The 19,905-nt window shown below is 60.6% G+C and carries 17 protein-coding genes and 3 pseudogenes; 7 read left to right on the top strand and 13 right to left on the bottom strand.

The features are described 5' to 3' along the window. The first annotated feature begins 1 nt into the window (after position 1). From cobN to ACVWSC_RS14925, 3 genes are read left to right on the top strand one after another with little or no spacing between them, the layout of a single operon-like run. The gene (gene cobN, locus ACVWSC_RS14935; protein ID WP_442107299.1) at positions 2-3,763 is read left to right on the top strand and encodes a cobaltochelatase subunit CobN; all 3,762 of its coding nucleotides are present in this window, start codon (positions 2-4) and stop codon (positions 3,761-3,763) included. 1 nt (position 3,764) lies between these two features. Continuing rightward, entirely contained in the window at positions 3,765-4,769 is a 1,005-nt protein-coding gene (locus ACVWSC_RS14930; protein ID WP_442107297.1) for a magnesium chelatase ATPase subunit I, read from the top strand. 47 nt (positions 4,770-4,816) lie between these two features. After that, entirely contained in the window at positions 4,817-5,431 is a 615-nt protein-coding gene (locus ACVWSC_RS14925) for a vWA domain-containing protein (protein WP_442114306.1), read from the top strand. A gap of 130 nt (positions 5,432-5,561) precedes the next feature. Here ACVWSC_RS14925 and ACVWSC_RS14920 read toward each other — a convergent pair whose 3' ends face one another. Next, a complete protein-coding gene (locus ACVWSC_RS14920) occupies positions 5,562-5,828 on the bottom strand; it encodes a hypothetical protein (RefSeq protein WP_442107295.1) in 267 nt (88 codons plus the stop codon). Between the two features lie 314 nt (positions 5,829-6,142). On the opposite strand from ACVWSC_RS14920, the gene ACVWSC_RS14915 reads away from it, so the two are divergent. After that, on the top strand, positions 6,143-7,468 hold the full coding sequence (locus ACVWSC_RS14915) for a sigma-54 dependent transcriptional regulator (protein WP_442107293.1): 1,326 nt from the start codon (positions 6,143-6,145) through the stop codon (positions 7,466-7,468). Between the two features lie 88 nt (positions 7,469-7,556). On the opposite strand, the gene ACVWSC_RS14910 is transcribed toward ACVWSC_RS14915, so the two are convergent. The 10 genes and pseudogenes from ACVWSC_RS14910 to ACVWSC_RS14865 all read right to left on the bottom strand — a co-directional run. Then, a complete protein-coding gene (locus ACVWSC_RS14910) occupies positions 7,557-8,837 on the bottom strand; it encodes a coiled-coil domain-containing protein (RefSeq protein WP_442107291.1) in 1,281 nt (426 codons plus the stop codon). A gap of 46 nt (positions 8,838-8,883) precedes the next feature. Next, on the bottom strand, positions 8,884-9,636 hold the full coding sequence (locus tag ACVWSC_RS14905; protein ID WP_442107289.1) for a hypothetical protein: 753 nt from the start codon (positions 9,634-9,636) through the stop codon (positions 8,884-8,886). A gap of 32 nt (positions 9,637-9,668) precedes the next feature. Then, positions 9,669-10,349, bottom strand: coding sequence for a C39 family peptidase (locus ACVWSC_RS14900; RefSeq protein ID WP_442107287.1), 681 nt, complete (start codon positions 10,347-10,349; stop codon positions 9,669-9,671). A 65-nt stretch (positions 10,350-10,414) separates the two neighbouring features. Beyond that, on the bottom strand, positions 10,415-11,716 hold the full coding sequence (locus tag ACVWSC_RS14895) for an autotransporter outer membrane beta-barrel domain-containing protein (protein WP_442107285.1): 1,302 nt from the start codon (positions 11,714-11,716) through the stop codon (positions 10,415-10,417). A gap of 52 nt (positions 11,717-11,768) precedes the next feature. After that, a complete protein-coding gene (locus ACVWSC_RS14890) occupies positions 11,769-12,359 on the bottom strand; it encodes an adhesin (RefSeq protein ID WP_442107283.1) in 591 nt (196 codons plus the stop codon). 1 nt (position 12,360) lies between these two features. Then, entirely contained in the window at positions 12,361-12,801 is a 441-nt protein-coding gene (locus ACVWSC_RS14885) for a hypothetical protein (RefSeq protein WP_442107281.1), read from the bottom strand. Positions 12,802-13,119: 318 nt separating this feature from the next. Then, positions 13,120-13,644 (bottom strand): AAA family ATPase, encoded by a 525-nt coding sequence (locus ACVWSC_RS14880; protein ID WP_442107279.1) that lies wholly within the window; start codon positions 13,642-13,644, stop codon positions 13,120-13,122. After that, positions 13,641-14,207 (bottom strand): nicotinamide riboside transporter PnuC, encoded by a 567-nt coding sequence (gene pnuC, locus ACVWSC_RS14875; RefSeq protein WP_442107277.1) that lies wholly within the window; start codon positions 14,205-14,207, stop codon positions 13,641-13,643. Before pnuC ends, ACVWSC_RS14880 begins: the two co-directional genes overlap by 4 nt. 281 nt (positions 14,208-14,488) lie before the next feature. Then, positions 14,489-15,079, bottom strand: a pseudogene (locus tag ACVWSC_RS14870) (methyl-accepting chemotaxis protein); the annotation flags it as partial. Between the two features lie 267 nt (positions 15,080-15,346). Beyond that, positions 15,347-16,033: pseudogene (locus ACVWSC_RS14865) on the bottom strand (cache domain-containing protein); the annotation flags it as partial. 390 nt (positions 16,034-16,423) lie between these two features. On the opposite strand from ACVWSC_RS14865, the gene ACVWSC_RS14860 reads away from it, so the two are divergent. Together ACVWSC_RS14860 and ACVWSC_RS14855 are read left to right on the top strand one after the other, a co-directional pair. Continuing rightward, positions 16,424-17,254, top strand: a complete 831-nt coding sequence (locus ACVWSC_RS14860) for an undecaprenyl-diphosphate phosphatase (protein ID WP_442107275.1) — start codon at positions 16,424-16,426, stop codon at positions 17,252-17,254. A 4-nt stretch (positions 17,255-17,258) separates the two neighbouring features. Beyond that, complete coding sequence (locus ACVWSC_RS14855) at positions 17,259-17,678, top strand: DUF1294 domain-containing protein (RefSeq protein WP_442107273.1); 420 nt, start codon at positions 17,259-17,261, stop codon at positions 17,676-17,678. A 91-nt stretch (positions 17,679-17,769) separates the two neighbouring features. Here ACVWSC_RS14855 and ACVWSC_RS14850 read toward each other — a convergent pair. Together ACVWSC_RS14850 and ACVWSC_RS14845 are read right to left on the bottom strand one after the other, a co-directional pair. Then, positions 17,770-18,129: pseudogene (locus ACVWSC_RS14850) on the bottom strand (MmcQ/YjbR family DNA-binding protein). Then, complete coding sequence (locus ACVWSC_RS14845; protein ID WP_442107271.1) at positions 18,122-19,030, bottom strand: LysR substrate-binding domain-containing protein; 909 nt, start codon at positions 19,028-19,030, stop codon at positions 18,122-18,124. Before ACVWSC_RS14845 ends, ACVWSC_RS14850 begins: the two are co-directional and overlap by 8 nt. A gap of 128 nt (positions 19,031-19,158) precedes the next feature. Between ACVWSC_RS14845 and ACVWSC_RS14840 the strand changes: the two genes are divergently transcribed. Continuing rightward, positions 19,159-19,770 carry an FMN-dependent NADH-azoreductase gene (locus tag ACVWSC_RS14840; RefSeq protein ID WP_442107269.1) on the top strand — a complete coding sequence of 204 codons (612 nt, stop codon included), beginning with the start codon at positions 19,159-19,161 and terminating at the stop codon, positions 19,768-19,770. Positions 19,771-19,905: the final 135 nt, after the last annotated feature.

Raw genomic sequence — 19,905 nt, 5'->3', positions numbered from 1 at the left:
CATGCATTTGCTGCGGACCCAGCCCGGTGGTTTTGTACCGGACGACAGTATTGCCGACCTCGGCCAAACCCCCGCCGAGCTGGTCATTCTCTGCAGCGGTGATTCACACCTGGCACTGTTGGCGGCAACCGCCCAACAGTTGCCAGAAGATTTCCCCAGCCTGCGTCTGGCCAACCCGATGCAGGTTCAGAACCATGCCTCGGTCGACCTTTATGTCGACCAGGTGCTGCGCCATGCCAAGGTCATTCTGGTGTCGCTGCATGGTGGCGTCGGTTATTGGCGCTATGGCGTCGAGCAGTTGCTCGAGCTGGCGGCCCGTGGCGTACAACTGATTCTGGTACCGGGTGATGATCGCCCGGACCCGGAGCTCAGCAGCCTGAGCACGGTGCCAGCGGAGCAGACCGAGCGGCTTTGGCACTTCTTGCGCCAGGGCGGCAAGGCTAATGCCCTTCACCTGTTCAATTACCTGGCCAGCGAGTACCTGCAGCGCGATTACGCCTGGTGCGAGCCGCAGCAGTTGCCGCGCACGTCGGTGTATCACCCGCGTAAAGCCAGTGCTGAACTGGCTGACTGGTTTGCCGAGTGGCAGGTCGATCAACCGGTGGTGCCAATTCTGTTTTACCGCTCGCATTTGCAAGCGGCGAACACCGCGTTTATCGATACGTTCTGTGAACGCCTGCACGCCGCTGGGCTGAATCCTTTGCCGATTGCGCTGGCGAGCCTCAAGGAGGCGGGCTGCCTGAGTCAAGTAGAGGACTGGCTGGACGCGGTCGAGGCGGCGTTGATCATCAACACCACCGGGTTTGCCCAATCCAGCCCGGAACAACCGCACCTGCGGCCGTTTCGCCGGGATATTCCGGTGCTGCAGGCGATCTGCGCGCAAGACAACCAGCCGGGCTGGGAAGCCAGCGAGCAGGGGCTCGGGGCGCGCGACCTGGCCATGCACATCGTCTTGCCGGAGCTGGACGGGCGTATCATCACCCGGCCGATCAGTTTCAAGGACCTGGCCTGGCGCAGTGAGCGCAGCCAGTCGGATGTGGTCTGCTACCGCCCGCATGCCGAGCGCATGGACTTTGTCGCAGAACTGGCGCGGCGCTGGAGCGTACTGGCGCAGTTGCCTAATCAGGACAAGCGCGTGGCCTTGATCCTTGCCAACTACCCGACCCGTGATGGCCGGATTGGCAACGGCGTTGGCCTCGACACCCCGGCAGCGGCGCTGAACATCCTCCGTGCCCTGCGTGATCAGGGCTATCCGCTGAGCGATCTGCCAGAGAACGGCACGGCACTGATCCAGGCGCTGCTCGGCGGCGTCAGTAATGACCTCGACAGCCTCGACCAGCGCCCCTGCCTGCAAAGCATGGCCATGGCGGACTATCGGGCTGCGTTCGCTGCGCTACCGCAAGCTAATCAGGACGCCGTGCGTGAACGCTGGGGCGAGCCCGAGCAGGACCCGATGTGCCGCAACGGGCGGATGATGGTCGCCGGTCTGCGCTTTGGCCTGACCTTTGTAGGCATCCAGCCAGCACGCGGCTATCAACTCGATCAAAGCGCGGTGTACCACGACCCTGATCTGGTGCCCCCGCATGGCTACCTGGCGTTTTACTTCTGGCTGCGCCATGGCTTTGCTGCCGACGCGCTGATTCATGTCGGCAAGCACGGCAACCTGGAATGGTTGCCGGGCAAGGGCGTCGGGTTGTCTGCCAGTTGCTGGCCGGATGCGCTGATCGGGCCATTACCCAACATCTATCCGTTCATCGTCAACGACCCGGGCGAGGGTGCCCAGGCCAAACGGCGTACCCAGGCGGTGATCATCGACCACCTGATGCCGCCGCTGACCCGGGCCGAAACCTATGGCCCGTTGCGGCACCTCGAAGCCTTGGCCGATGAGTACTACGAAGCGCAGTTGCTCGACCCGCGGCGCGCCCGCGAACTGCAACGGGATATTCTCGAGCTGGTGCGCGACAACCATATCGACCGCGAGCTGCAGCTCGAAGGTGCTCTGGATGATGCGGCGGTGTGGCTGCCGCGCTTGGACACCTATCTGTGTGACCTGAAAGAGTCGCAGATCCGTGACGGCCTGCATGTGTTCGGCGAGTCGCCAAGCGGGCGCTTGCGCATCGACACCTTGCTGGCCTTGTTGCGCGTTGCACGCGGTGATGGCCGTGGTGCCAATGCCAGTTTGCTGCGCGCCCTGGCACGGGCGCTGGCCTTGGCTTTCGACCCGCTCGACTGCGACCTCGGCCAACCCTGGGAGGGGCCGCGTCCGGCACTGTTGCAAGCACAGAGTGAGGCGCTCTGGCGTACCAGCGGTGATACCCGCGAACGTTTGGAACTGCTTGCTGGCCAGTGCATTGAGCAGGCCTTGGCAGGCACTGTCGCGCTGGATGATGAGCCTGCCTGGGACGATGTGCGAGCCGTACTCACGGCGTTGCAGCAGACCATTGCACCGCAACTGGACGCTTGCGGCCCGGCAGAACTGCAAGGGCTGCTGGCTGCCCTGCAAGGGCGCTTCGTCCCCGCCGGCCCGAGTGGCGCACCCAGCCGTGGGCGCCTTGACGTGCTGCCGACCGGGCGCAATTTCTTTACCGTGGATGTGCGCAACCTGCCGACCACCACGGCGTGGCGCATTGGCTTTGCCTCGGCCAACCTGATCCTTGAGCGTCATCTGCAGGATCACGGCGATCACTTGCGTCAGCTCGGTTTGTCGGTATGGGGCACGGCAACCATGCGCACCGGTGGCGATGACATTGCCCAGGCCATGGCGCTGTTAGGTGTGCGCCCGGTGTGGGCCAGCGGCAGCCAGCGTGTCGACGACTTTGAGATCCTGCCCTTGAGCCTGCTCGACCGGCCGCGGGTGGATGTGACCTTGCGGGTCTCCGGATTCTTCCGCGACGCCTTCGGTAACCTCATCAAACTGTTCGATGCTGCCGTGCAGGCGGTCGCCGCGCTGGATGAGCCGGATGACCTCAACCCGCTTGCCGCCAGGGTGCGCAATGAACGTACCGAGCTGCAAGCTCAGGGGCTGAGTGCCGAGCAGGCGGCGCGCCAGGCGGGCTGGCGAGTGTTCGGCGCCAAACCTGGTGCCTACGGCGCCGGCGTGCAAAATGCCATCGACGGGCAGCTGTGGGTCGAGCGTAAAGACCTTGCCGAGGTTTACCTCAACCACGGCGGCTACGCCTACGGCGCCAGCGATGAAGGTACACCGGCGCGCGCCGATTTTGCCCGGCGTCTGCAGCATGTTCAGGCAGTGATTCAAAACCAGGACAACCACGAGCATGACCTGCTCGACTCCAATGACTATTACCAGTTCCAGGGTGGCATGCTGGCGGCCGTCGAAAGCCTGGGCGGCCAGCCAGTTGCCAGTTATCACGGTGACCACAGCCAGCCGGATCGCCCGCGCATTCGCACCTTGAAGGAAGAGCTGAACCGGGTTATCCGCGCTCGGGCGCTGAACCCGAAGTGGATCGACGGCGCCAAACGCCATGGCTACAAAGGTGCCTTCGAGCTGGCCGCAACCGTCGATAACCTGTTCGCCTTCGATGCCACCACGCATTTGATCGACGATCACCACTACCAGGCCTTGGCCGACGCCTATGTGCTCGACGCGCAAACCCGCGCATTCTTGCACCAGCACAACCGGCAAGCCCTGCGCGACATTACCGAGCGCTTGCTTGAAGCCCAGCAGAGAGGCCTGTGGGAGGCGCCGGGGGACTACCGCGAAGCCCTTGAAGAGCAGCTGCTGGACAGCGAAGAAGAGACCTGAAATGACTGAACCTGCACATTTTCCCCTGTCTGCCGTGGTTGGCGCCGAGCCACTGAAGCTTGCCCTGTGCCTGACCGCGATCGACCCGAAAATCGGTGGGGTGTTGATCGAAGGTCCGCGCGGCATGGCCAAAAGTACTTTGGCACGCGGGCTGGCTGATCTGCTCGATGAAGGGCCGTTCGTGACCTTGCCGCTCGGGGCCAGCGAAGAACGTCTGGTTGGCACCCTAGATCTGGACGCCGCGTTGGCACAAGGCAAGGCACAGTTTTCGCCCGGCGTGCTGGCCAAGGCCGACGGTGGCGTGCTGTATGTGGATGAAGTCAACCTGCTGGCCGACCATCTGGTGGACTTGCTGTTGGATGTTGCAGCCAGTGGTACCAACCGCATTGAGCGCGACGGCATCTCGCACCGCCACAGCGCCCGTTTTGTACTGATAGGCACGATGAACCCGGAAGAGGGTGAACTGCGCCCGCAATTGCTTGATCGCTTTGGCCTCAACGTAGCGCTCGATGGCCAACCAGACCCGGCAGCCCGGGGGCAGATTATCCGCCGGCGTCTGGATTTCGATGCTGACCCAGAGGCGTTTTGCGCACACTGGGCCAGCGCTCAGGCGCAGTTGCGTGAGCGCTGTCAGGCTGCCCGTGAGCAGTTACCTCGCATTGCCTTGGATGACCAGGCGCTGGCATTGATTACCGAGCGGTGTTTTGCTGCCGGAGTCGATGGCGTACGTGCCGACCTGGTCTGGTTGCGTGCTGCCCGCGCCCATGCGGCCTGGCGCGGCGCTGGCCAGATCGAGGTGCAAGACATTGAAGCGGTGGCTGAATTCGCCTTGCGTCATCGCCGTCGCCAGACGCCTGAATCCTCGGCACACAGCCCGGCACTCGAACCACAGGGCGGGCAGGCGGACAGCGCCGCCCAGGGGCAGGGCGCCTGGGGGGAAATGCCGCCGCAAGCCATGGCTACCGGAGCCCGGCGCGAGGTGCCGAACTGGGCAAAAAAGCCCTGAGCATCTGTCGCACCCATACGGCGGATGCCAGGCCCAAACCTGGGGCGATCAAACAAGGACCGCGCGGGCGAGCCCGTGATGCAGCGCAGGGCAAGGTGGCGTGGTCAGCGACGTTGCTCAAGGGCCGCCCGCGTCAGCGCCGCGATCTGTGCTGGCAGCAACGCACCGCCAGCGCCCATGAACTGTGGCTGGTGATCGTCGATGCCTCGGCCTCGACCCGGCGTTACCAGGCCTTGAGCCATGCCAAGGGTCTGCTCGCCGGGCTCTTCGATCAGGCTTATCGCCAGCGTGCGCGTCTGGCCTTGCTCACTGCCAGCGGTGCAACGCCGCGTTGGCAGCGTCACGGCTTGAAAGCTTCGGCCGCCTTGCAGCCTTGGCTTGATGGCCTGGGGGCAGGGGGTGGTACGCCGTTGTTGGCTGCGGTTGAAGAGGCGCGCAGCTGGTTGCTGGCGCGCCAGCGTCAGCATCCTCATGAGCAGCAGCGTTGCCTGTTGTTGACCGACGGTCGGCTCAAGGCCTGGACGCCGTTGCAGCCATTGCCATGTCCCAGTGTGGTGGTGGATATGGAACGTTCGCCGGTGCGTTTGGGGCGCGCGAAGTTATTGGCGCAACAATTACACGCCGACTATCGCTCACTGGAAAGTTTCAAGGTGCTTGAATAAGCCAACGCATACCGAACAGTATGCAAAGGTAATTGCGACGAACTGTCGCAGTGTAACTTTTGTAACAACTAACGTATTGACCGCGCATCGCATAGATGCGCAGCCAATATAACGCGGATATCGATACTACTTATTTCGGCATCGACCAGGGTTGCAGGTCACAACCTTGTTTTTTCAAATCAGCGCGCATTTCTTCAATCAGGCTGGCCAGTTGCGCCGGGTCCGAGTAGGTGCTGCTCGGTACCTGTTTGCTGCCGATGCGAGTGCTGGTCCGGTCGATCACTGCCAGGCTCAGTTCACCTGTACCGTTAGGCGAATCCCAAGCAACACACTGGAAGGGTTCGAAAGCGTGGTCGGCAATCAGCAGTGCTTCGTTGACACGGAGCGGGGCGTTCATGGGTTCGGTCTCTCTGTGGGCCCAAACAAGATAATTAACAACCGCGTTGGCGGTGAGTTACTTGTACTGATGCACGCAGTAGCGGCTGGAGTCACAAGCAATGTTGATTTTTTTTAATTATCTGCAAAAAACATGATGTAGGTGTGCATCCACAGACGTTGAAAGTTCAAGAAAATTCCCGCCCGCGCCTGCCTTTTGACGCTTTACGGACAAACGGTAGTGGGCGCCTGACACATCGTTGCTACTGTTACAAACGGGCCTGCCAACGTGCTGTTTCTATTTAATATTCCGACAATTGGCGCCAAGGAAAGGTCATGCTAGAGCCTGCTTCCAATCGCCGTCTGCTGATCGTCGACCCCTGCGATGATTGCCACCGTTTATTGCCGGGCTTGCGCAATGTCGGCTGGGATGTCCACAGCTGTACATTGTCCTCGGCCCTTGAGCATCCTTGCGATGTCGGCTTGCTGCGTCTGCAGGCCTCGCACCTCAAGCGCCCGGATGCAGTCAAGGACCTGATCACCCGCAGCAAAACCGAGTGGATCGCGGTGCTCAGCGCCGATGAGCTGCGCATGCAGAACGTCGGTGACTTTGTCTGTGAATGGTTCTTTGACTTTCACACCTTGCCGTTCGATGTCTCGCGGGTGCAAGTCACCATTGGCCGGGCGTTCGGCATGGCGCGTCTGCGCGGCAAAGGCAGTGTGCAGGCCGAAGAACTTGAACATGAGCTGCTCGGTGACAGCCGGCCGATTCGTGAATTGCGCAAATTGCTCAGCAAACTGGCGCCGACCGAATCGCCGGTGCTGATCCGCGGCGAAAGTGGTACCGGCAAGGAGCTGGTTGCACGCACCCTGCATCGGCAGTCGCAGCGCCATGACAAACCCTTTGTGGCGATCAACTGCGGGGCGATTCCGGAACATCTGATTCAGTCCGAGCTGTTCGGCCATGAGAAGGGTGCGTTTACCGGAGCGCATCAGCGCAAGATCGGGCGTATCGAGGCGGCCAACGGCGGAACGCTGTTTCTTGACGAAATTGGCGATCTTCCCCTGGAACTGCAGGCCAACCTGCTGCGCTTCCTGCAGGAGAAACATATCGAGCGGGTAGGCGGCAGCCAGCCGATCGATGTCGATGTGCGGGTGCTGGCGGCCACTCATGTGGATCTGGAAAAAGCGATTACCGCCGGGCGCTTCCGTGAGGATTTGTATTACCGCCTCAACGTTCTGCAAGTGGTCACTGCGCCGTTGCGTGACCGACACGGCGATCTGTCGATGCTGGCCAACCATTTTGCCCATTTCTACAGTCTGGAAACCGGGCGGCGGCCGCGCAGTTTCAGCGAGGACGCCTTGGTGGCGATGGGCAAGCATGATTGGCCGGGTAATGTGCGTGAGCTGGCTAACCGGGTCAGGCGTGGCCTGGTATTGGCCGAAGGGCGGCAGATCGAGGCGCAGGACCTGGGCTTGCTGCCCCAGCATGCGTTTGCGGCGAGTATGGGGACGCTTGAGGATTACAAGCATCTGGCCGAGCGTCAGGCGTTGTGCGATGTGCTGACCCGTCACAGTGACAATTTGAGCATTGCCGCCAAGGTGCTGGGGATCTCCCGGCCTACGTTCTATCGGTTGTTGCACAAACATCAGATTCGCTGAAGGTTGCGCCTGTAGGAGCGGGCTTGCCCCGCGATCGCGGTGTGTCTGGAAAACCGCGATCGCGGGGCAAGCCCGCTCCTACATCACATCAGAAGTAGTACGGGAATTTCAGGCTGAAGGAGAAATCTGGCGAGTCGTCGGTCAGACCGATGGCCAGGTTCGGAACGATGGTCAGGCTGTCGGTGGCCGCCAGGGTCATGCCGATGTTGAAGTTGGCCGCGTTGTAGTCGCTGCTCGGCACATCCTGCCAGTCGCCACCATCAGGTTTGATCTTGCTTTTGTTGGCAAACTGGTCGGAGAACGAGAACGACATACTCATTTTTTCGTTCAAGGCAAAGGCAATACCGACACCGATCTGCCAGGAGTCACCGAGTTTCACGTCACCAGGCACTTTGGTGTTGATGGTGGGGCTGATGTCGCTGAACGAGTCCTGCATGTTGTAGGTGTACGACAGGCTGCCGAACAGCACGGCAGGGTCATAGGTCTTGACCAGTGAGATACCCGGTGAGATCGCCCAGACGCCGTTGCCGGTCGGCAGGTCTTCAGGTACCGACAGGTTGTCGTTGGTGGGGTCGTTGACCAGTTTGATGCCGTACGGATCATCACCGGTGGGGGCTTTGACCCGCAGGGTGAACACCGCATCAGGCCAGTTTTCGGACTCATCGAGGAATTTGTAGGCCACGCCGACGTTGACATCGCCGATGGTCGGGTCGCGGGTCACGGTGGCGTCTGAGGTAACCGGGCCGGCACCGCCTGCGCCGCCAGACGAGTAAGTGGACTCGCGGTACACCACCGGAACGTTGATGTCGAACTGCCAACGCTGGTCAAGGTTGTAGCGTGCGGTCAGGTCCAGGGTCCAGTTGTCGGCCTTGATGCGGTCAAGGTTGATGTTGCCAAGGAAAATCGAGTCCAGCGCCAGGAAACCGTTAAGGACCAGGGCGCGGGTGTCATAGTGCGTGTAGGTCAGGCCGGTTTCGACGCTGAACTTGCCACCGCCGAAAAAGCCGCTGGCTTCGTCGTACAGGTTGGACACGCTTTGTGCGGGTTCGGAGTTTTCCTGGAGCGACTGGCCATAGGAACTGCCCGAGGTACCAGGCGCACCGGCAGCCACCGTCTGCGCACTCCTGGTGGGGTCGGCAGGAGATTTGGTCAGGCGTTTGGGGGCAGGGGCAGCGGGTGTTTCCTCGACTTGACGCACGCGTTGTTCAAGTACCATCAGCGCTTGCTGTTGTGCCTGGTAACGCTGTTTCAACTCCATCAGTTCTTGTTTTAGTGCTTCGACCTGGGGGTCCGGTGCTGCGTAGAGCATTGTCGCCGGGGCCAGGCTACTGATACAGACAATAGCTCTGAGCGATAACAAACGGTGCATGGGTTAGCCGTCCCTTCTAACTGCATTTGATGAGACTGAGCGTAGATCAGAATCCGAGAGTGCGAAGACCTTTGAGCTGGTCAAGGTTGCCACTCACGGCTCCCGCGCTCGCTACGTTGTCTCGCAGCACGACGTTGAGGGATGTGAAGTTTCTGACCTGGTTGCCGCCGCCGAGCAATGTGGTGTTCTGCATCAGGCCACCCTGAGCCAGGCGTTGCATGGTGGCGCCCTGGTTGTTGTTGGCGATGATGTTCAGTTGCACGCCGGTACCGGTCGAGGACACACTCAGCGAGCCCGCGCCATTGTTGCCAGTCATGGTGGTGCCGGCGACTAACGGTCTGCCCTGTTGTTGCGTTGCAGGCGCCTGGTTGCCCTTGGTGACGTTGATGTCAACTTTGTTGTAAGCGGTGTTGTTGTCACCGGCCGCGCGCACGATCTGTGTGACGCCTTCGGTGGTATTGAGGCCGCTGCCGCCGGTTACCGTGCCGGTGCCGGGCCCTGAGCCTTGCCCGCGCGTGGGGCCATTGCCTTTTTCGTTGATCATCGACACATAGAACTGTGGCTTGATGGTCGACTGCTGGATTTGCATCTCTGACCGTGCGCCGATGACGTCACCTTTGGCGTTCTGCCAGGTGCTGGTCATGACTACGCCAAAGCTGATGATGCGTCCGGGCATGACATAACGGCCACGCAGGTTGGCCATTTCATGGTCTTTCAATTCGATGGGTTTGAAAATTTCTGCCTGGGTCGGCAGGCTGACGGCCAGGCAAGCCACGACCAGCCAGGTTGGAGTCTTCATGGGATGCTCCCGGAGCGTCGTGCTCCTTGTCATTAGAAGAAGTCGCTTTGAATGAATCCGAAATCCATTAACTGTGCGTCCTGCACCGGGGTGAAGTTGTTGATGCGGTCTTTGGCGGTCAGTGGCATGGGTGGGTCGAGCAAGGCGTTGGTCTTGTCGTAACCCTTGCCGATCACGGCGAAGATGATGCCGTTCCAGCCTTTGACAAAGTCGTCGATGGTGAAGCGTTTATGGCCCAGTACCGGGTCGCCGATATACACCCAGCCGTTATGGACTTTCTGCATGACGACAAAGTGTTTGTAGCCTCGGATATCCATGAGCACGACCACTGGAATCTGGATGCTCTTCAGTGTGTCGGGTTGTACCCGGTAACCGCGGGCGCGCATGCCCAGGCTTTCTACATAGCGTTTCATGTCGAGCATCGAAAAGCCCTGGACACGGACCAGGTCCTGATCGGAGTGAGCCAGCATGCCTTCGATGATCTGTGCTTCATCCACGTCCAGCCAATAGGCCTGGCGCAAGATGGTTGCCAGCGCAGCAGCGCCGCAACTGAAGTCGGTTTTCTGTTGCACCAGGTCGACGAACTTGCGCTCGCGCACGCTTTGGATCGGCTTGTATATCACCGCACCGCCGGGTAGGACGGAAAGCGGCATCTGCGCCGCTTCGCTCACACTGGCAAGGCAAAGGAGAAACGCCAAGGCGAAAATGCGCATAGTCGGAACGCCTACTGGTTCGGTTGAGAAAAGGCCCCCCGAAGGGGGCCTCCAGGCTTCGCCAATCAGAACGATTGGTTGGAAATGGCCAGCGAGTTGCTTTGCTGGTTGCCTACACCAGCAGCCACGTTCACGCCCAGGTTGCCACTGTTGCCATTGACCGAACCATTGAGGGTTGCGGTGTTGGTTACAGGGTTGGCCCAGCCGGTTGGGGTCAGCACTTGATAAGAGTAGGAGTTACTCAAATCATAGGAGCTGGTTTCGAGGAAGTGCTTCTCGTGTTCGTACTCAGACTCAGACGCTTGGTTGCCGTCTTTATGGAACGTGGTTTCGAAGGATTTCTCGAAGTTAGAGTTGAACTCTTTATCCCAATCAGAGTGCGACTCTTTGTTCCAGGTTTTGTTGACTTCGACGTTCAACGTTGCGTTCAGGTTGGCTTCGAACTCACTGCTACGGGAGCCTTCGTTGCGACGACCATAGTCCCACTCGGAGCTCCTGTCACCATCCACATGGGCTTCCAGCGTGGCAAACAGAGTACCGCCCTTGGAGCCGCTGGCTTCATGGTTTTTGCTGCCGTTGGCGTCAAAGTGGCTATTGCCGTTCGCCGTCCAGCTGCTGTTGCCATTAACCTCGAAGTTCGAGGACTGGCTTTGGCTGCCGCTGGCTTCGGTGTCTTTCTGGTACGAGGTACGGCCAGTGGCAGTTTTGGTCACCGTCAGCGTGTCTACGCGGTAGGTGCGGTCAGCATCGTTGATCACCGTCAGGCCTGGGCCGTCTTGGTCGGCACTGGCGGTGGCAGTGGCATTACCCAGAGGTGCATTGGTGTTGGCAATGGCCATGGTGTTTTTCTGCTGGTTCAGGTCGCCGCCAGCAATGTTGATGCCCATGTTGCCGCTGCCTTCACTGCCCGATCCGTTCATGATCGCAGAGTTGGAGCTGCCGTTGTTGTAGACCTTGTTGTTGTTGCTGTATTGCCTGACTCTGGCGGTGGCTTCGGAGGTGCCGAAGACGAAGCTGTTGTCGATCGCGCTGGAGTCGGAGCCGGCGTTGGCAATGGCCGCGGCGTTGTCCTGTTGGTTACCAGCACCTGCCGCCACGTTGACACCCACGTTACCGCTGGTCCCGGTGGCAGACTCGCTCATTTCGGCTTCGTTTATCGTGCCGTTGTTGACGATTTTGTTGTTGGTGCTGCTTTGCTTGTCGTGAGCGTTAGCAGTGGCGTCGACATAAAACGCTTTAGGTGGAGGAGTGTGGTTGCCATGGTGATGGCCATTACCACGCCGGTCGTTCTGTTCAGCTTGTACAGCAACAGCCATGATCGCAGCAATTGCGAAAACCAGAGGCTTGAGTGCCATCGAGGGTTTCATGGTGATTCTCCGTACTTTATTTTAGGTTAAGTGTTGTTTCTACCTATTTGGGTCAGTCCGCGACCCGTACGCTCAGGGAGTTGGCCGTTCGGTTTCCCACCCCGGCGCTCTGATTCAACTGGATCACCCCACGGCTACCGGTGAAGGCCCGGTCACTGGTCGTGACCTGGCGATAGCCGGGGTTAGAGGCAGTTGGATCGGAGCTGTTGAGCAGCGCCACGTTCTGCTGCATGAGGACGCTGTCGTCGATACTTTGTGGTTGTGCACTGAGGGTGATGCGCAGTGCGTTGGCTTGCTGGTTGGCGGCACCTGCGCTCTGGTTCACACCCAGTGCGCCGCTGCCATGGCTGAAGGCGTCGCCCTGGATGCCCGAGTTGGCCGCCATGTTGGGGTCTACGACGGTATGCAGGCGTTGGCGAATGTGCGTGGTGGCGCTGGCGTTGTGGCCCACGGCGATGGCCCGGGCGTTGACCTGTTGCTGCAGATCGCCAGCCGCCTGGTTGACCGCAAAATTGCCCTGGTACTGCTTACCGGAGCTGTCGATATTGGCGTTGTTGATCATGGGGACTGAGCTGGTCACGGGGGGCTGGGCGAAGGCCGGTGCACTGCAAAACATCGCCACAATCAGCAGTGTGTGCCTCATCTCACTTGCCTCCGCCGGTCAGGATCTGCAGCGGCGCCAGGCCTTTCTGCACGCTGGAGTTGACCATGTTGGAGATGCCGTTACCGCCGCCTGTTGCGCGGCCACCGGCCAGGTTGGGCAGTTGTGTCTGGTTGCTGATGTTGGCACCCAAGTTGCTGGTCTGTTGGGTAACCATGGCGCTGATACCAGAGCCGCTGCTGATCCCGGCAAAGTCGCCATCACTGAGCTCATTGGTTTGTTTGAGGATATGCGCGGAGGGGTTGGCGTTGACGGTGACAGGATTGGGATCAGGCACCAGGGGCGGGCGCATGGCGTTGCGCGTCTGCACGTCGCGGGTAATGATGATAATCCCGTTTTCGGCCTGGACCGGCACACTGAAGCTTGATCCTAAAGCACATCCGACCAGCAGGAGGCGATAAATGCCTTTATCTAATTTCCTCACGGTGGCGCTCCCTTCTTCGGTTCGCTGGCCTAGTCAGCGTTGCGAGGAGAAGAGCAGAAGCTGTGCCGCTTTTTGATAGTGTTTGAAAATCAAAAGCTTATGTAACAAAGCTAAGCGCCGAGGGATTCAGTTGTATCAACCTTGAGACAGATTTTGGCCTCGGCAGCGTTTATTGCGCCGCTGGCCTTGCTCAAAGGGCATTTGCGTGGGGTGTATCAGCGCCTTAACACCACCCCCGGCTTTGGGGATGAGTGCCCAATTGCGGGGGCTTTGCGGTGCTGGGGTGTATCAGGGGGTTAACAATCGATGGCCTGGCGATCAGCCTTCAAGCAGCTGCGCTACCGCAGTCAATGCCGCCACGCTGCGCTGCGGCCAGTCGCCGCCAATCACGTTGACGGGTTGCTGATGGCGCTGCAACCACGCCAGGCTATCGGTGAAGAACGCCTGGCGCTGCTGCAGCGCAGGCTGACAGCGCTGACCATCGCTGACCCAGTTGACGCCTGCAGGGTCGAGCAGCAGGTGCAGGTCATAGCGACGATCCAGCAACGCCTGTTCAATCCAGGCCGGGCAATCGCCGAACAGCACACGGCTCCATAGCATATTGCTCAACAGGTGGGTATCGAGGATCAGCAGCTCGGGCTGGCGGGCACGTGCGGCGTCTTCCCAGGCCAGTTGGCCATGGGCGATCGTTGGAATGTCGGCGTAGCAAGTATCCCGGCCTTGTTCATCAATGAAGTGGCGGACATATTCGCCCACCAGTTCACCGCCAAAGCGCGCCTGGATCTGGCTGCCGAGCCAGCTTTTGCCGCTGGACTCGGGGCCGCTCAGTACCAGGACTTTCATAGGCTGACCAACGCCGGGTCGCGGCGCCACTCGAGCCAGCCGCGCACGGCGATCAGGGTGAGCACCGCAAAAAATCCGGCGGTGAAGTACAGCTGCTGGTGCAGGTACTGACCGACGTAGATCACATCCACCACCACCCACAATGGCCAGCACTGCAGGCGCTTCTGGGCCATCCACAACTGCGCGACCAGGCTGAAACCGGTCAGCGTGGCATCCAGCCAGGGCAGGGCTGCGTCGGTCCAGTGAGCCATGGCTGCCCCGAGGCAGACACTCAGCACCAGCCCCGACAGCAACCCGCCAAGCAGCGCCGGGGCGTGCAGGCGCGACACCTGACGCGCGGCCTTGACCTGATCCGGACGTTTCCACTGCCACCAGCCATACAGCTGCAGCACCGCGTAGGCCAACTGCAGAAGCATGCCCGAGTAGAGTTTCACTTCATAGAACAGCCAGCCATAGATCAGCACCATGACCAGGCCGATCGGCCAGCACCAGGCATTCTGTTTGACCGTGAGCCACACGGCAGTAACGCCGAGTATCGCGGCGATGAGTTCAAGGCCGGACATCGGCGTTCCTTGGCACATTCGGGGGGAGGGCGGCGATTGTACCTGCTCGAGTCGTTTCTGCCATCCTGGTGGCGTTTGCTCGCGCTCAGCAAGCACAGCAGATGAATCAGTCTGCTTGATTAGTAGCGGCGAATGCTACGCAGCCCGTCCAACCGCTGGCGTATGGCTTTCGGCCACCCTTTTGCCAGTTCCCTGCAGGGTAAAGCCTCCTTGGATGATGGAGGCTTTACCTTGAAACCAACGCCGCTGAGGGTCTACTGGCAGAAATATCAGGTGCTGAATCACACCCGAAACTGACGCAGCAATTGCTCCAGTTGCGTGCTCAGCTGGTTCAGCGCTTTACCGGCGTTGCTCGATTGCTGCGCCGCCAGGGCGGTGTGCTGAGACAAGTCAGCGGTTTCGGTCACGCTGCGATTGATGTCCTCCACCACATGCGATTGCTGCAACGTGGCGCTGGCAATCGAAGCGTTGAGGGCGGTGAGGTTATGCAGCGCCGTGCTGATGGCGTCGAGGCTGGTGCCCGCCTGGCTGGCCTGTTCGATGGTCTGGCGCGATGCGGTGCTGCTGGCGTCGATCGCTTTGACTGCCGCCTCCGACTGGCCCTGCAAATGCTCGATCATGCTCTGGATTTCTGCGGTCGACTGCTGAGTGCGCTGAGCCAACAGGCGAACCTCATCGGCAACCACGGCAAACCCGCGCCCTTGCTCACCGGCGCGGGCGGCTTCGATGGCGGCGTTCAGGGCCAGCAGGTTGGTTTGCTCAGCGATCGAGCGGATCACCTCCAGCACGCTGCCAATGCGTGTGCTTTGGCTGGCCAGGGTCTGGATCACGGTGACGGCTTCATCGATGGTCGCCGACAACTGATCAATCTGCTGCAAACTGCCGTGAATGCTTTGCTGGCCTTGTTCGGCACGCTGTTGTGCGTCGCGCATTTCGCTGGAGGCTTGTTCGGCGTTTCTGGCGACGTCCTGCACGGCGTAGCTCACTTCATTGATGGCGGTCGCTACCTGTTCCATCTGCGCCGATTGCTGCTCGCTGTGTTGCTGAGCCTGGTTAGCGTTGCTGCCGACATCGACCGCCGATTGCCCGAGGGCGTGGGCTGCGCCCTGAAGTTGGCCGATAACCCCCTGCAGCTTGCTGGTAAAACGGTTGAAGTGTTCGCCCAGTTGCGTCACTTCATCGCGGCCATGGGTATCCAGGCGCCGGGTCAGGTCGCTTTCACCGCTGGCAATCATGGCCATGGCATCCACGGCTTCCTGTAATGGCCGGGCGATGCTGCGAGCGATCAGCACCACCAGCAAGGTCATGACCGCGGCAATGCCAAGCCCCAACAGCGAGGCGTCTCGCACTTGGCGCATGAACTCCTGCTGCATGTCGTCGATATAGACCCCGGAGCCGATAACCCAGCCCCACGGCTTGAACAATTGGATATAGGAGGTTTTTTCCACCGGCTCGCTGGCACCCGGCTTGGGCCAGCGGTAGTCAATGCTGCCTGCGCCTTGTGCCTTGGCCAACACCACCATTTCGCTGAACAGGGCGAAGCCGTCCGGGTCGCGTATCGCTGAAAGGTCTTGGCCGTCGAGCTTGGGGTTGGTCGGATGCATGATCATCTTCGGCCCCAGGTCGTTGATCCAGAAGTAGTCGTTCTGGTCGTAACGCAGGCCGCGTACCACGCTCAAGGCTTGCTGCTGGGCCGCTTCACGGCTCAGGCTGCCGGCCGCTTCCAGGCCCTGGTAGTAGGCCAGTACGCCGGCGGCGGCCTCCACGACATGGCGGGTCTTCTCGGCCTTTGCCAGGTACAGGTCACCGTGGATCTGCCTGAGCATCAACATGCCCAGGGCCAACAACATCACCACTGCCACGATCAGAATCAGCCACAAGCGGCGGCTGATCGACATAGTGCGTAGAGTCTTCATGCAACGGTCACCCCGCATTCTTTTTATTGTCTTGCGCATCCCACCATGGTTTTTTTCATCCACCTACTCGACCAAGGCCTAAGTGCTTGATGGGCTGCAGATGTGTAGTGCCGACCAGCAGCGCTTTTTCCAGAGGTCTGATAGGATTTCGGCCCGGTCGGGACAAACCTGAAGGGTGACTGAACTTTTCTGTTGGCTTTGCGACCAACTGTCGCGGCAATCGACCGGGCACTCGAATCCGCTTTGGCTTGTGGAAACTATAACGGGGGCATGCCTTGGGCATCGCTTCGTGGGGGAATAATGGATCTTTGGACCGGCTTTCAGGCCGTCATTTTGGGTATTGTCGAAGGCTTGACCGAGTTCTTGCCGATTTCCAGCACCGGTCACCAGATCGTGGTCGCGGACGTGATCAACTTTGGTGGTGAGCGGGCGATGGCCTTCAACATCATTATCCAGTTGGGGGCGATTCTGGCGGTGGTCTGGGAGTTTCGCCGGAAGATTTTCGACGTGGTGCTGGGCTTGCCCAAGGAGCGCCAGGCGCAACGTTTTACCGTCAACCTGCTGATCGCCTTCATGCCGGCGGTGGTGTTGGGCGTGTTGTTTGCCGACCTGATCCACGAATACCTGTTCAACCCGGTCACCGTGGCTGTGGCGTTGGTGGTGGGGGGTGTGATCATGTTGTGGGCCGAGCGCCGTGAGCATGTGATCAGCGTTGAGCAGGTCGATGACATGCGTTGGAGCGATGCCCTGAAGATCGGCCTGGCCCAGTGCCTGGCGATGATCCCGGGAACTTCGCGTTCGGGTTCGACCATCATTGGTGGCCTGTTGTTTGGCCTGTCGCGTAAAGCGGCTACCGAGTTTTCGTTCTTTCTGGCCATGCCGACCATGGTCGGTGCTGCGGTGTACTCGGGCTACAAGTACCGCGAGCTGTTCCAGCCCGGTGACTTCCCAGTGTTCGCGATTGGCTTTGTGGTGTCGTTCATCTTCGCCATGATTGCGGTGCGTGGTTTGCTGCGGTTCATTGCTAACCACAGCTATGCGATGTTCGCCTGGTACCGGATTGTGTTTGGTCTGATCATTCTGGCGACCTGGCAGTTCGGTGTGGTTGATTGGTCCACGGCGCACGGTTGAGCCGATGAGCCGTCCGCAATCGACAACTCGCCGCGCCGCTAGCCCTGATGGCGCGGTTCGGCACCTGCGTAGCAAGGGCCTGGTGTTCATTGGCCTGTGCGTGTTGCCCTTGGTTGGGGCGGTGCAGATGCTACTCAGCGGGCAGTCCTGGCTGCCTGCAGTGGCTTATCCGCTGGTAAGCCTGGTGAGTTTCGCGTTGTATTGGCGGGATAAGCACCAGGCTCGCAATCAGGGGTGGCGAACGCCGGAGAAGGTGCTGCATGCCAGTGAGCTTTGCGGGGGCTGGCCTGGGGCGCTGTTGGCTCAGCAGGCGTTTCGGCACAAGACCCGCAAAGTGTCGTTTCAGTTGAGCTTCTGGTTGATCGTTGCCCTGCATCAGTTGTTCTGGGCCGATTACCTGCTGTTCGGCGGGCGTTGGCTGTAAGGTTGCGGTTATCCGGTAGGAGCGGGCTTGCCCCGCGATAGCGGTGTTTAAGGCACTCCACGATCGCGGGGCAAGCCCGCTCCTACCGGGGTTATATCAGCAGGGCAGGCTGCAGGCGCTTGGGCAGACGTTTGACGACCAGCTGGTGCGAGCGCTACAGCAATTCACGCAGTTCTTCGCCCGCCATAGGGTAGGGCGGCGCCATGCTGATCCAGTGCGCGCGCGCCAGATACGGCGCCGGGCGCACACCAGGGCGGTCGGCGTAGCCAAGGAACAGGTCGCTGTCGACTTTGAATGACAAGCCCGCACCGGCCAGGTCGAGCACAGCAAACATTTTGTTGCCGGCAATCGAGAACACCCGCACACCGCCCCATTTGTAATCTTCCCGCGCGCCGGGCAGGCTCAGGCAATACGCCGCAACCTGCGCTTCGCTCATTGTGCGCTCAGACATACCGCTCTCCACAGTCTGCAAAAGACGCTACCAAATGATCGATCCAGACCCGCACCGCCGGCAGCAAGCCGCGTCGATGGGGGTAGACGGCCTGCAGGTAGCCGCCGGGCAGCGACCAGTCTGGCAGCAGTCGCACCAGCTCGCCACGGGCCAGTTCTTCTTCGCAGTGCATGATCGGCAGGGCAGTGAAGCCCAGGCCAGCCATGGCTGCGGTTTTGCGCACGACAAAGTCGTCAATCGCCAGGCGTGCCTCCAGGGCCACTTCGCGTTTATGCCCGCGGGCGTCGAGTAAGCGCAGGTGCACCAGGCGATCGGCATCCACCGCGCCGAGTACCGGCAAGCCGGACAAGTCCTCGGGGGTGACCGGGGCATGCGCAGCGGCAAAGTCCGGGGCGGCCACCAGGTACATCTGTGCCTGACGCAGACGACGGGTCACCAGTGCCGGGTCTTCATCACCCAGGTCGCGCACCCGCAGGGCCACGTCGATGCCTTCGGTGATCAGGTCTACTCGGCGGTTGAGCAGTACCATATCCAGCTGCACCTGCGGGTACTGCTCCAGAAACTGGCTGATCACTGAAGGCAATAGTGTGTGGGCCAGGCCTACCGGGCAGGACACGCGCAAGCGTCCGCGTGGTTCGCTGGTCATGCTGGCGACCGCTTCGTCGGCCATCTCCGCTTCCAGCAGCATGGCCTGGCAGTGACGCACGTAGCGCTCACCGACTGCGGTGAGCTTGAGCTGGCGGGTGGTGCGCTGCAACAGGCGTGTCCCTAGGCGCTCTTCCAGCTCGGCGATACGCCGTGACAACCGCGATTTGGGGATCCCCAACTGGCGGCCGGCGGCAGCAAAACCACCGGCTTCGACCACCCGGGCGAAGTAGAAAAGGTCGTTGAGGTCTTGCATGGCAATCACCATTGTCCTGTCAGTAGGACAAACTAACGCATTTTTACTGACTTATCAGCTATTCGCTGCGCAGGTAGGATTCTCTCCATCGTGATCGCCCAGATGCGGTCTTCAATCAGGAGAGTCTCATGAAACTGTTGCATATCGATTCGAGCATTCTGGGCGACAATTCCGCCTCCCGTCAGCTGAGCCGCAGCGTGGTCGAAGCCTGGAAAGCCGCCGACCCGTCGGTAGAAGTGGTTTACCGTGACCTGGCTGCCGACGCGATCAGCCACTTCTCGGCTGCCACCCTGGTCGCCGCAGGCACCCCGGAAGCGATGCGCGATGCCGCACAACAGCACGAAGCCCAGTTGAGCAGCGAAACCCTGCAAGAGTTTCTCGCCGCGGACGCGGTGGTGATTGGCGCGCCGATGTACAACTTCACCATCCCGACTCAGCTCAAGGCCTGGATCGACCGCGTTGCAGTTGCCGGTCAGACCTTCCGCTATACCGAAGCCGGCCCTGAAGGCCTGTGTGGCGACAAGAAGGTGATTCTGGTATCCACCGCGGGTGGCCTGCACGCTGGCCAGCCGACCGGCGCCGGTCACGAAGACTTCCTCAAGGTGTTCCTCGGCTTCATCGGCATCACCGATCTGGAAATCGTCCGTGCCCACGGCCTGGCCTACGGTGAAGAGCCGCGCGCCAATGCCATGAGCGCCGCCCAGGCGCAGATCAGCAACGAGCTGTTCGCAGCGGCCTGATCGACACCCGCGTTTCATCAGAACCGACAGCAGGCCATGCTTGCTGTCGGTTTTTTCATGCAGCTTTCATCCGTCCGCGAACGCCTGGCTTTATGCTTGAGCGGTACCCGGCCGTTCACCCGCCGGGCGGGGTGA

It is taken from the genome of Pseudomonas sp. NUPR-002, assembly GCF_056322725.1.
The sequence above is the reverse complement of the archived record's forward strand: the minus strand, read 5'-3'. Positions and strand labels throughout refer to the sequence as shown.

Coding starts and splice junctions, on each gene's coding strand:
- cobN (WP_442107299.1), top strand. CDS start 2: ATGCATTTGCTGCGGACCCAGCCCGGTGGTTTTGTACCGGACGACAGT.
- ACVWSC_RS14930 (WP_442107297.1), top strand. CDS start 3,765: ATGACTGAACCTGCACATTTTCCCCTGTCTGCCGTGGTTGGCGCCGAG.
- ACVWSC_RS14920 (WP_442107295.1), bottom strand. CDS start 5,828: ATGAACGCCCCGCTCCGTGTCAACGAAGCACTGCTGATTGCCGACCAC.
- ACVWSC_RS14915 (WP_442107293.1), top strand. CDS start 6,143: ATGCTAGAGCCTGCTTCCAATCGCCGTCTGCTGATCGTCGACCCCTGC.
- ACVWSC_RS14910 (WP_442107291.1), bottom strand. CDS start 8,837: ATGCACCGTTTGTTATCGCTCAGAGCTATTGTCTGTATCAGTAGCCTG.
- ACVWSC_RS14905 (WP_442107289.1), bottom strand. CDS start 9,636: ATGAAGACTCCAACCTGGCTGGTCGTGGCTTGCCTGGCCGTCAGCCTG.
- ACVWSC_RS14900 (WP_442107287.1), bottom strand. CDS start 10,349: ATGCGCATTTTCGCCTTGGCGTTTCTCCTTTGCCTTGCCAGTGTGAGC.
- ACVWSC_RS14895 (WP_442107285.1), bottom strand. CDS start 11,716: ATGAAACCCTCGATGGCACTCAAGCCTCTGGTTTTCGCAATTGCTGCG.
- ACVWSC_RS14890 (WP_442107283.1), bottom strand. CDS start 12,359: ATGAGGCACACACTGCTGATTGTGGCGATGTTTTGCAGTGCACCGGCC.
- ACVWSC_RS14880 (WP_442107279.1), bottom strand. CDS start 13,644: ATGAAAGTCCTGGTACTGAGCGGCCCCGAGTCCAGCGGCAAAAGCTGG.
- pnuC (WP_442107277.1), bottom strand. CDS start 14,207: ATGTCCGGCCTTGAACTCATCGCCGCGATACTCGGCGTTACTGCCGTG.
- ACVWSC_RS14860 (WP_442107275.1), top strand. CDS start 16,424: ATGGATCTTTGGACCGGCTTTCAGGCCGTCATTTTGGGTATTGTCGAA.
- ACVWSC_RS14855 (WP_442107273.1), top strand. CDS start 17,259: ATGAGCCGTCCGCAATCGACAACTCGCCGCGCCGCTAGCCCTGATGGC.
- ACVWSC_RS14845 (WP_442107271.1), bottom strand. CDS start 19,030: ATGCAAGACCTCAACGACCTTTTCTACTTCGCCCGGGTGGTCGAAGCC.
- ACVWSC_RS14840 (WP_442107269.1), top strand. CDS start 19,159: ATGAAACTGTTGCATATCGATTCGAGCATTCTGGGCGACAATTCCGCC.